Source organism: Actinomadura sp. NPDC049753 (assembly GCF_040674655.1).
GTDB lineage: Bacteria > Actinomycetota > Actinomycetes > Streptosporangiales > Streptosporangiaceae > Spirillospora > Spirillospora verrucosospora.
This window is the reverse complement of the sequence record NZ_JBFARL010000189.1, coordinates 1-9,144: the sequence shown is the minus strand read 5'-3', so window position 1 is coordinate 9,144 and position 9,144 is coordinate 1. Positions and strand designations below refer to the sequence as shown.

At 66.0% G+C, this 9,144-nt stretch carries 11 protein-coding genes; 6 read left to right on the top strand and 5 right to left on the bottom strand.

What is annotated here, in order from left to right:
- The 3 genes from AB0K37_RS33285 to AB0K37_RS33275 form a co-directional block, all read right to left on the bottom strand.
- A partial coding sequence (locus tag AB0K37_RS33285; protein ID WP_363987753.1) for an ice-binding family protein occupies positions 1-915 on the bottom strand: 915 nt, incomplete at its 3' end.
- An 856-nt stretch (positions 916-1,771) separates the two neighbouring features.
- Positions 1,772-3,046 (bottom strand): hypothetical protein, encoded by a 1,275-nt coding sequence (locus tag AB0K37_RS33280; protein WP_363987746.1) that lies wholly within the window; start codon positions 3,044-3,046, stop codon positions 1,772-1,774.
- 317 nt (positions 3,047-3,363) lie between these two features.
- Positions 3,364-3,582 (bottom strand): hypothetical protein, encoded by a 219-nt coding sequence (locus AB0K37_RS33275; protein ID WP_363987744.1) that lies wholly within the window; start codon positions 3,580-3,582, stop codon positions 3,364-3,366.
- A 121-nt stretch (positions 3,583-3,703) separates the two neighbouring features.
- Here AB0K37_RS33275 and AB0K37_RS33270 point away from each other — a divergent pair, with 121 nt between their 5' ends.
- The 6 genes from AB0K37_RS33270 (at position 3,704) to AB0K37_RS33245 (ending at position 6,531) form a co-directional block, all read left to right on the top strand.
- Positions 3,704-3,874 carry a hypothetical protein gene (locus tag AB0K37_RS33270; protein WP_363987742.1) on the top strand — a complete coding sequence of 57 codons (171 nt, stop codon included), beginning with the start codon at positions 3,704-3,706 and terminating at the stop codon, positions 3,872-3,874.
- The gene (locus tag AB0K37_RS33265; protein ID WP_363987740.1) at positions 3,855-4,613 is read left to right on the top strand and encodes a hypothetical protein; all 759 of its coding nucleotides are present in this window, start codon (positions 3,855-3,857) and stop codon (positions 4,611-4,613) included. The genes AB0K37_RS33270 and AB0K37_RS33265 overlap by 20 nt, the downstream gene beginning before the upstream one ends.
- A 12-nt stretch (positions 4,614-4,625) precedes the next feature.
- On the top strand, positions 4,626-5,159 hold the full coding sequence (locus AB0K37_RS33260) for a hypothetical protein (RefSeq protein WP_363987739.1): 534 nt from the start codon (positions 4,626-4,628) through the stop codon (positions 5,157-5,159).
- A gap of 91 nt (positions 5,160-5,250) precedes the next feature.
- The gene (locus AB0K37_RS33255; protein ID WP_363987737.1) at positions 5,251-5,709 is read left to right on the top strand and encodes a hypothetical protein; all 459 of its coding nucleotides are present in this window, start codon (positions 5,251-5,253) and stop codon (positions 5,707-5,709) included.
- A gap of 12 nt (positions 5,710-5,721) precedes the next feature.
- Complete coding sequence (locus AB0K37_RS33250; protein WP_363987735.1) at positions 5,722-5,955, top strand: hypothetical protein; 234 nt, start codon at positions 5,722-5,724, stop codon at positions 5,953-5,955.
- A gap of 54 nt (positions 5,956-6,009) precedes the next feature.
- A complete protein-coding gene (locus AB0K37_RS33245; RefSeq protein ID WP_363987733.1) occupies positions 6,010-6,531 on the top strand; it encodes a hypothetical protein in 522 nt (173 codons plus the stop codon).
- Positions 6,532-7,248: 717 nt separating this feature from the next.
- Here AB0K37_RS33245 and AB0K37_RS33240 read toward each other — a convergent pair.
- Positions 7,249-8,844: an IS5 family transposase gene (locus tag AB0K37_RS33240; protein WP_363987751.1), complete on the bottom strand. Its 1,596-nt coding sequence runs from the start codon at positions 8,842-8,844 to the stop codon at positions 7,249-7,251.
- Between the two features lie 120 nt (positions 8,845-8,964).
- A partial coding sequence (locus AB0K37_RS33235; RefSeq protein WP_363987731.1) for a hypothetical protein occupies positions 8,965-9,144 on the bottom strand: 180 nt, incomplete at its 5' end.

Here is a 9,144-nt window from a genome sequence, read left to right as displayed (position 1 = left end):
CGTCACCGTAGGCGTAGGCGTCGGTGCCGTCACCGTAGGCGTAGGCGTCGGTGCCGTCACCGTAGGCGTAGGCGTGGGAGCCGTCACCGTAGGCGTAGGCGTGGGAGCCGTCACCGTAGGCGTAGGCGTCGGTGCCGTCACCGTAGGCGTAGGCGTCGGTGCCGTCACCGTAGGCGTAGGCGTGGGAGCCGTCACCGTAGGCGTCGGCGTCGGTGTCGTACAGGTGGACCTCGTGATGGTGTTGCTATCGAGGGTGACCGCTCCGTTCCGAGCTAGTGCCCTGCCGTCGATGATCGTTCCGGTGTTCACCGAGATCGACTGCAGGGCAAGGATGTTGCCCACGAAGGTGGAGTTGGTACCCAGTGTTGCGGAGCTGCCCACTTGCCAAAAGACGTTGCATGGCTGGGCGCCATTGACGAGGGCGACAACGCTGCCCGATGCGGTAATGAGCGTGGATGAGATCTGGAAGATGAAGACGGCGTTCGGGTCGTTCTGCCCGTCGAGGGTGACCGTGCCGGTCAGCCCGAGCGAGGACGTGGACTGGTAGACACCCGGCACGAGTGTCTGACCGCCGAGGTCTCCCGAGACGCTGATGGGCGGAGTCCGCCCGGCGGCGTCGTTGTACGCAGCAGTCAAGTCGGTTTGCGCCTGGAGCGCGACCGCATCGGCGCTGTGTTGTACCCCGTTCACTGTGCCCGGCGGGAATCCGGTGATTGCAGTGCCCGGGCTCACCCCCAAGTCTCCATTGATGACGCTAGGGCCCGTATTGGTGACCGTCGTGCCGGCCAGAACCGCGAAGCTGCTGGCAGTGCCAAGGTCCACAGGCGCTTGCGCGGCTCTGGCTCTGGATTGCAGAGCGACGAATATGGCCACGCCGAGAATGCACGCGACGCCGGCCGCCAAGCAGGAAAGCATGAAGGTCCTGCGAGACGACGCACCGACAAAAAAGGTAGATTTCATTTGGCGGATTTTCCTCCCGTATTGCGAGACCAGATACGCCCATCGTCACGGACGCACAGAACCAGTGAGGGATGTGCCTCAAGTCCGGCAGAGACATCCCCGACAGTGGATCAAGCTATCTAAAACGCCACCCAAATCCTGATCAACTCTTGCGCGAATATTCCAAAGTTGCTTGAACCGCCGATATGTAGAGCTTTAGGTGCAAATAGGGCGCAACCGGCCTGTGCTTAATCGAGATATATGACCACTCGAGTAGAGCAACACTTCGGCGAGAGCTCCAGTTGCCAACCCTGCCCAGTCATTGGTCGGCGTCGATGGCGGTTCTGAAGAGGGGCCCTGCCATACCCATTCGGCCGGCCCGGCGCATCCCCCCGGGGGGTGGGTTTCGAACAAGGCGAAGAGGCCATCGCGGCATGGACGAACCCGGCAACGGCTGACGGCCGGCGGCAACCTCCGCCCGGGAGGATCGAGGGAACCCGCTTGCAGGGCAGCTGGGACTGGGAAGCGCCAGGGTCCGATTCCCCCGCAAGCCGGCACTTCAGGGAGGCGCCTGGGTGGCCGAGCGTGCGCAAGGAACACCTTGTGCCAGCCACGCAGTTGCGCCTCACCGATGCCGGTGGCATCCGTTTGACCCGCTTGCCGCCAACACCGCCAGGACGCGGTCATTGCCCTGGAGTCAGGGCACCGCCGCCGTGCCCGCGCGCCGCGGACCGCACTCGCGCCGGCCAGTTGATCACTACCGGGCAGCGCCTACCCGGCACCGACTCTCGATCAGTATCCTCGCAGCCGCCCTCTCGCCGAGGCGGCAGCCTCACCAACGCATGCTTCTTGCCCGAACGACGGCGGGGGCCAGAAGCCCACCGGCTTCTCGGGCAAGGCGGATCACCGGCCTCCACATGATGTAAGCCGCCACGGCCAAGCCGTACACGAGATAGATCCGCTGGCCGCTGGTGAGGGTCTTGTTCTCCACAAATGGGTACCAGAGGGCACTGAATTCCGGCGTGTAATAGCAGAGCGGAGCCTCATAGAGTCCGCTTCCGTCCGGCCAGCACACCTTTGAGGTGTCCACGTCCCCGAAGACGGCGCCGTTGAGCCCTGCCCACAGCGACATCGCCAACGCCACCACCGTGATGACGTCCGCTGCGATCGACGGGCCCGGCTGGAAGAGGCGGACGGCCAGCGCGAAGGATGCCGGGATCGAGGCGAACAGCAGATACCGCGGACCCCAGAACGTCGCTCCACTCCATGACCAGTAGGTGGCGTACGTAAGGATCAGCCCTATCGCGAAGGCCATCCACAGATCGTAGGGACAGGTCGGATCGATTCCCTTGCACCTGCCAGCCAGATCTCTCAGTCGGCCGCGTGCCGGTAGAAACAATCCCGGCGCGAAGAACAGTAGTCCCTTACCGAAGGACAGGGTCAGCGACAGCAGCCCGAAGAATATCGGATAACTGAAACCAGGAAGACCCGAATATGGCATGATAGTTGGGTTGCCATGATTGGTTTCGTATCCTGTAGCGAAGGGACTACCCCGCCGAATCCATGATTCCAGCAATACCAACGTGACCGCGGCGGGCACCGCGAGGGCCCAGCGAAGCCGCCGACTGTCCCAGATCCGGTGCACGGTCAACAACGTCAGCGCGGGGAGTGTCGCAGGAGTGTTCGCCACAGCGACGACAATCGCGAACCAGCCAGGCCTCACCTTGTTGATCAATATGGCGCCGGTTCCCGTCATCACGAGGATCGCCGTGAAAACCTCCCCATAATACCACAGTTGGTGGTACGGAAACATCGAGCCGAACACCAGCAACAAGATGAAGGTCCGAAGCAGGCGTCGGGGGATCTTACCGCGCAGCGCGAAGTAGCAGAAGGTCACCCCACCAATCAGAAGAAAGGCGTTGTAACGCAGGCACCACCATTCTTCCGCGCCGAACGCCTTTCCCGCCAACCAGAGGGGAGCCGAGAGCACCGGGCCGAGCATGGAGTACTTGACGTCCGGCATGGTGCCATGTGTGAGCATCGCGGCAAGTTGGACATAACGATACGATCCGTCACCCCAGGCATATCGGGGCAGGATGAGCAGCATGGCACCGAGCCCAGCGATGATCAGCGCCGTTTCCACCCTGGCGCGCGCCGGACTGTCGTCCGGATCCCAAGGCGCGGTCTCAGCAGCCGGCTTCGGAAAGGCATATGCCGGAGTTCGAGCCTTCTCCGCTATTGTCCTACTGTGCCCCATTTATGGAACCCCCAACCCTCCCGCCGTGGCTTCCATTAGGATTCCCAGGGGGAGGATAGAGAGCGTCAGTGCTTGACTAAGGCCCATCCTCGTTCGCGTCAAAGCCCGCTTCCTGAGGTGATCTCAACGCCAACGAAGCCGGCCAGGGATATTTTTCATAGCACAAATCATTCTTTAAGCATGAATACCCGGACAATTCGACAGCCCCCAGCGATCGCCCGTCCGCCCTCCGTCATCTGTTCGACCACATGCTCGGCCAACTCTTCAGCGCCTCCAATCGGCCAGCCCCATGACGCGGGTGAGGCATTGAACACCGTCCTGATGACGGGCGCCTGACGACCTAATGCCATCGGAGATCCGGCCGATTCGCCGCCATCCGACTTCATGTGCGCCACGTTCTCGCGAGTGAATTCACGACTCAGGACACGAAGAGCCGTCGCGGAGTTAGAACGGGGCGATCGGTGCATCCTGCTGCGTGTACAGGTCACGCTTCGGGGTACTCAATCGATGTTCCACTCCGGCACCGTGGGTCATTGGTCACAAACCGGGAGAGAAGCGAACATCTGGCGCACCGGCGAGAAACCGGTAGAGATTGAAGCGGCATGTATGTCCAATATCGAACGTTATGTGTGGAATATTTTGGAAGGAGTGAAGGCCGATGACGGCGCCTCTCTTTGAAGTCGTCCGCGCGGCGGCAGACGGCGCACGCGTGTCGGTGATGCTGCCACCAGAGGCAGGACCGCTGCGCTGGTACGGCGCGACCAAGTTCAGCGGTCCCAACTACCTGCGAAGTTTTCACCTCGCGGAGGCAGGCCAGCACGAAGTCGTCCCGAGCAACATCCTGCCGGGGGCGAGCAAGCGGGTTTACCGCCGCAACGGCTTCGACATCGTGGTCTACGAAGCAGTGGACCACTCGAATGGCTGTCTCGTCTTCGCAGGCCCCTACAACGAGGCGACGACGTGGTTCGGGGGTCCCCCGCCGAGGGCCGCGGTGCTGAACCGCATCGTCTCGATGCTGACGTTCATCGACTCCCCGACCGGTGCGCGGGTGACCGCGAAGCCCGCCACGAACATCCAGCAGCACGGGACAATGCTTGTCGGCTCGGACGCGCGCATGACCGTCATCGCCAGGGACGCTCGGAGCGCACGGGACAACGTCCCCGTTTGGCGGGGCCGGCAGCATGGGGACGCCGAGGTCTGGCGCATCCGGCAGAACCTCCGAGAGGAGCAGGCGGCCAAGCTGGCCGGGACGCCCTTCGAGTGGTCCTACATGTTCGCCAACTCGACCGCGGTGTTCGACGTCAGCTTCCGGCCCGAGGCGCCTCCCGGCGCCCTCACGCCCAAGAGCATCGTCGACCGCTACGAGAACCACGTCGACACCGTGCTTTCCGGTCTGAAGGTCATCTGGGCGGCGTGAGGGATCCACATGATGAGCCTGCCGACCGCTCTCAGCCTCTGCTCACTCCTCGCCTCCGGCTTCGCCGTGCTGGCCGTCGGCGCCGTCTACTCCAGGCTTCGCCTGCTGGAGCGGACGGCGCTCAACCCCGGGAACACGCTGCTCAGCGACGAGCATCCGATCGCCCCCAAGGCTCTGCAGCCCACCGGCAACGCCACGACCACGCTGGTACTGCTGCTCAGCGACGGCTGCTCCGTCTGCGGTGTCGTATGGCGGGCCGCGGCCGACTACGTCGCCACGCACGATCTCGGCAGATCGCGGCTTGTCGCGCTCTTCCCCTCGCAGGGCGCCGCCCGAACGTTCGGCGACGCCCCTGGGCTGGAGTGCGTCGTGGACCCCGGGATGTGGTCCGCCTTGTCCGAGGGGTACACCCCCTGCCTTTACCTGATCGGAACTTCGGGTCGCGTGACCGATCGCCGGTTCGTCTACACCGACACCGACGTCTCCGCCCTCCTCGCCGGTCTTGCCCGGGCAACCGATCCAACCGGGAGTCACCATGCGCTTTGATTCGATCCCCATGGCGGAGACCGCTCCGGAGGGCGCCGTCCCGAGCCGGGTCCGGACCCTCATACCCAACCCTCCGGCGTCGCGGCGAACCATGATCAAGGCCCTCGGGGCCGCGGCGCTGGCGGCCACGTTGGCTCCCTATGACTGGGTGTCCTCCCGTCGGGCAGCCCGCGCCGACCCGGCCTCGACATCGGAGTGGCTCGACCCGCACTGCGGAGGGGGCGGCATCGGGGCTTACACCCCTGCCAAATCGAACTGGTGGACCGGGGACCCGGACATGTGCGTTGGAGGCTGGCGATTGGGGAGCAAGCCCTGCAATCACGACAGCCGCCACTTCGACGGGTTCTGGGAATACACCCACAACGGGATCCGGGAGATTGTCTGGGCTCAGCGCACCCCGAGCTTCTGCGCCGGCAGGAACTCCTGGCGATGGTCGGCCCCTGACGGCAACACTTTCCGGTGCTCGGACGCCTGGACCCATATCTCCTGGGCCGACAACGAATACGCGGGCCTCACCATCGCCGTCTGCTTCGTAGGCGTGATGGGATAGGCGGCAGCACCCATGACCATTCGTCCAGAGCCGCCCGCATTCATGGACGGCAAACGCCCGTGGTGCCGCCGCATCCTGTTGGACCCGCTCGGCCTCGCCGTGCCGATCGTGGCCGGGGCCGCCGTACCGGCGGCGCTGGCCACGGCCGGACCAGATCGGCAAGGGCCGATGGCGGGTATAGCGACGCTCCTGGCGTTCTGCTGGGCGGGGCTCAACGCCGGCTACGCCAACTCGGGCTCCACTTGAAGCAACAATTCGGCATTCCTGCTGAGCGCGCCGGTCTGGCGCGGTTCCGGTCCCTTGCTGGCCTTCGGCCTCGGCCTGCAGGTCGGCGCTTTGCTGGTCGCCCTGATCACTGCCGTATTCGGTGGCCTGGTCCAGGCGCTGCTGCCCTTCTCTGTGCGGGCGGGACTGTTCGGTCTGGCAGCCTTCGCCGTCCTGCTGCGTGAGACGGGACTGGTGAAGCTGCCGGTGCCCGAGAACAAGCGCCTCGTCCCGGAGGAGGTGCAGCATCGCGGGCGTCTTGTGGGCCCGATCCAGTTCGGTTTCGAGATGGGGACGGGTATGCGCACGTACTCGCCGTCAGCTCTGCCCCATCTGGTGCTGCTGGCTGTCCTGTTGGTCCTGCCGTTCCCGGGTGCCCTCGCAGCTGGAGCCGGCTTCGCCCTTGCCCGCTGGATCATGCCCGCCGCGAGCATCGGCCACGGCGCCGACGGAGGGTGGGAAGATCGCTGGATCGCCCACCGCAGGCTGCTCGCCGCAGGAACCGCGCTTGCCATGCTGGCGGCGCTCGGCACCGGAATCGTGCTGACCCCATGGTGACCGAGGTCGCGGTGATCTATGACGGGGCCTGCGGCGGCTGCTCGTCCATCGCTGCGCGGCTGTCAAGCGTCCTGGCACCACCCGTGCTGGCCCGCTCCTGTCGTGACCCCTACCTAGCCACCGAGTTCCCTGTGCTGGGCGGGCCTCTCGGCGGACGTCCCTGCCGACGCCCGCTGCTGATCATCGTGTTCTCCGACGGCCGAACGGAGGTGTCGGATGGGCCGGCCATGCTGTGGCGAGGTGCGCGGCTGATCGCGCCTGGCCGCAGGGCGGCTGCGGTCCGGCTGGCCCTATGGGTCGCCTGGTGGCGAATGCGGCATAGGTAGCAATCATCGTGTCAGACGTACTCTTGCTGGCCCCTCTCTCGGTGCGCCGCTGGATGTCGAACCCAGAAAGTCGAACCCTGCTCTTGCCGAACTCCATCCGTGCATGTCAGGTGGGACCGCTGGCGAGGAAGCCACAAGATCTCCAAGAGCCCATGCCGGCTCGGTGTTGGCTCGGCGGTCCGAAATGGATCGGCAATCCCTCGGCATCCGCTCATCGGCATGAGCGGACATACTCAACCCAGCCGGTCTGCGAGGCTGGCGAGAATCGCGGCGGCCCCGGTGTGACGCTGCCAGCGCTTCTGGTGGCCTAGGATGTGGACGGTCCGTCATCGACGCCGCGACACGTCTCGGTGGAGCCCGATGAGCCGTGGCGTATCAAGCCGCGGGCTGATCATCGCCGCGAACGTAGCCACCACCGGGTGTTCCCTGTTGCAATCCCTACGTTGTCGTGGCTGGGCAGCGGGGATGTAGCACGCCCAGATGGGGTTCGTGTAGGCGCCGTCGCCGGTCTCAGGTGACGGCACCCGCCAGGCCGCCGGTGCGCGGCCCTGCACGGGTCCTTCGAGCGGCGTTGAACCCGAATTGCCCGTGCAGCGAAGACCGCGCGGCCGCTGTTAGAGCGCGTCCGCACCCCAGCAGCTCCAGCGGTCATGTTGGAGCCTTCAGCTTGCCTGCCGCTGCGGTCGGGTGTTGTAGCTGTCGAAAGCTGGGTGGCCTTCGGGCGGCGGCGTGGACGGCGGGCACGGCGGGCCGGAGGATGATGGCTGTGGCGCCAGTCGGGGCGGGACGCCCGTGTAGATGTCGGATGCGATGGCGGCGATGAGAGCCGCAGGGTCTCTTTGGACGACTTTGAGATCGTAACCGGTAAGCAAAGGGTGACCGCTCCGTGCCGCAGATCCTGCAGCCGGCTCTCAGCCCGCCTCCCTCGACAACTGCGCGAACTGCTCGATGCCGTCGTGCTCGTGGCGGCTGACCTCGGGGCACCGCTTTCGATCAGGCCGTCGCCCGGAACGCCACGCCAACCAAATCGGCAAGGACCGTCACCGACTGCATCGAAGTGCCGAGCGGGGCTTGGTGACCTCTTCGGGGATCCCGAAGCGTACGAATATGAGGGCGTTGGCTCCCCGCTGGCTCCTGAGCCTACGAAGAGGTCATCGGGACACACGAGATCATGCTGCAGAGAAGGCCCTGACCTGCGGAAAGTTGGGGTGGGCGATACTGGGTTCGAACCAGTGGCCTCTTCGGTGTGAAGCAAAGCAGCGGGTGGACGGCCGCCGTTGCTGCCTCGGCGTTGCCGGTGGCCTGCCTGGTCGGCCTGCTCTGGGATCGTGGCTGCGATACCGCGTCGGCGCAGGTGAGCACGGATCGCCCGGGACGAGTAGGCCTTGTCGGCCCGGACCCGGTCTGGCCGGGTCCGGGGACGACCCCGACCAGGCCGGGCGACCCTGATCCCGGCCATCACCGCCTCGGACTGCGGGGCGTCCCCGCGCTGCCCGGCCGACACCACCAGCGACAAGGGCTTCTGCCCCTGCTCACACGCCAGATGCACCTTGGTCGACAACCCGCCGCGGGAACGGCCCAGCGCGTGATCGTCCGGCTCAGTGACCGTCCCGCCGGGCGGCTCGCGCTGCAGATCGCCCCGCCGCCGGGCACCGGCGGCGTGCTGATGGGCCCGCATGATCGTGGAGTCGACGTTCACCTCCCAGGTGATCAACCCGGCCGCGTCCGCCCGAGTCTGCAGGGCGGCCAGGATCCGCGCCCAGGCGCCGTCGCGCTGCCAGCGGCGGAACAGGCCGTAGACCGCCTGCCACGAGCCGTAGCATTCGGGCACGTCCCGCCACGGAGCGCCGGTCCGCACCCGCCAGCGGATCCCGTCGATGAGCTGCCGCTTGGTCCACTTGGACGGTCGGCCCGGCCGCCGGGCAACGGGCAGCAGCGGCCCCAGGATCGCCCATTGCGCGTCGGTCAGGTCGAACCGCCCCGTCACCGCTAGGGTGGCCACGAGGTCTCCGGTTACGGGTTCTTCTTGGTCGATGAACCATCTACCGGAGACCTCACTGCGTCCGGCTCACAACACGCCGACGCTCACCCCACTTCGAAACACGCCCTAGGTCACCTGCGCACCCGCGAGGGCATGGCAACGCGCGAGGTCGGCGTACGCCGCGACCCAGTGCTCGGCGGTGCGGCACACCGCCGCGCGATGGGCCTGCGGGTCCGCGGCATCCGCCGGGCCGCCGCCCCCCCCCTCTGCGATGAGGCGGGCCGCGGCCCCCGGCTCGGATGCTCT

What these genes read in the sequence shown, in the direction of transcription:
- AB0K37_RS33280 (WP_363987746.1), bottom strand. Translation starts at nt 3,046, where the DNA reads ATGCTGCTCATCCTGCCCCGATATGCCTGGGGTGACGGATCGTATCGT.
- AB0K37_RS33275 (WP_363987744.1), bottom strand. Translation starts at nt 3,582, where the DNA reads ATGAAGTCGGATGGCGGCGAATCGGCCGGATCTCCGATGGCATTAGGT.
- AB0K37_RS33270 (WP_363987742.1), top strand. Translation starts at nt 3,704, where the DNA reads ATGTTCCACTCCGGCACCGTGGGTCATTGGTCACAAACCGGGAGAGAA.
- AB0K37_RS33265 (WP_363987740.1), top strand. Translation starts at nt 3,855, where the DNA reads ATGACGGCGCCTCTCTTTGAAGTCGTCCGCGCGGCGGCAGACGGCGCA.
- AB0K37_RS33260 (WP_363987739.1), top strand. Translation starts at nt 4,626, where the DNA reads ATGAGCCTGCCGACCGCTCTCAGCCTCTGCTCACTCCTCGCCTCCGGC.
- AB0K37_RS33255 (WP_363987737.1), top strand. Translation starts at nt 5,251, where the DNA reads ATGATCAAGGCCCTCGGGGCCGCGGCGCTGGCGGCCACGTTGGCTCCC.
- AB0K37_RS33250 (WP_363987735.1), top strand. Translation starts at nt 5,722, where the DNA reads ATGACCATTCGTCCAGAGCCGCCCGCATTCATGGACGGCAAACGCCCG.